Source organism: Enterobacter cloacae complex sp. GF14B, assembly GCF_004136805.1.
In the GTDB taxonomy this organism is placed as follows: Bacteria; Pseudomonadota; Gammaproteobacteria; order Enterobacterales; family Enterobacteriaceae; genus Enterobacter; species Enterobacter hormaechei_C.
The window spans coordinates 1-1,100 of the sequence record NZ_QFRV01000313.1 but is presented as its reverse complement, the minus strand read 5'-3'; the positions used below and the strand labels follow the sequence as shown (position 1 = coordinate 1,100).

The 1,100-nt window shown below is 41.8% G+C and carries 1 protein-coding gene; it reads right to left on the bottom strand.

The genetic code is table 11. The annotated features are described in order from the left end of the window. Window positions 1-466: 466 nt before the first annotated feature. Window positions 467-1,100, bottom strand: a 634-nt coding sequence (locus tag DD606_RS25410) for a hypothetical protein (RefSeq protein ID WP_219824246.1), incomplete at its 5' end; no start/stop codon positions are given.

Genomic DNA, 1,100 nt, shown 5'->3' with positions numbered 1-1,100 from the left:
GCTTCCAGAGATCCATTAATAGGATCAATCATTTTATCAACCAGATTGGATCCTCCTGATTTCACGGTTGTTTCCTTCAATTCACTGCCAGTTTCTTTCAACTTGTCCTGGGCTAGCATTTTTTCTTTCTCTTCGATTTCAACTCGGTGTTTTGTTTTCTCATCTCATATCTTTTTCCTCTGCTCCTTTTGATTCTTTGAGAAGAAACTTTCGTGTTCTCTGAATCATCAAAGGAGTTGTGTTTCTTTTTCTTTGAATGGGCTCTAATGAGTACCTTGATTGGAACAATCGGTTCACTCTTTGATGAGCTACTAGGAATCACTTGGACTACGTTCACGACGGTTTTAACCTTGTTCAAAGGATTCTTAGGACAATCTTCCGGAAAGTGTCATCCCTGTTTGCAACATTGTATGCAATAGGCTTCAATTGGTTTGAGGTTTTTGTCAGGCTCTGGACATTCATTTTTCTAATGATCATCAGCACCACAGTTATGACAGTTTCTTGTTCTTGGCTTCATCATGGGTCTTACCATGGGAGGTCTGACACCTTGATTAGCTACATAATACATTGGTGCAAGCTCTGGTGGAGCATAAGTCACGGTTTCTTCCATTGGTGGTGGATGTGAATTATACCAATCTCCTTCTACCATTACTGTAGATGGACTAGGCTCTGCATAGGGTGTAACAGGCACTAATGCTTGTTCATCTATGACTCCTTTAGAGTGCATGTACTTTACAGGCACTGCATTATGTCCTGGATACGGAGGTTGTTGTCCCAACACAGGTTGAGGTCTTTCCATACCCATTGGTGGTCTTTGAGCTTGGGCCATATTAGGATGATATTTGTACATGGGTTGTCCTTGTGGCCGCATGGGCAAGTACTGAACATTCCCATCATACTTTGGTCTGAAGTAGCACTCACGGGTCTCATGGATGGTCCATTTACCCTCGATTGCACACCATTTTTGTGGCCTAATTGGTTGTCTTGGTTCTCTCATAGGTGCTTTTTGCATATTGTTCATCATGTCGTTCATTCTTTTTAGCATATCTTCTATGGATGAGAGTGGTGCTGCAACGGTCATTCCCACTTGTGTTGATTTT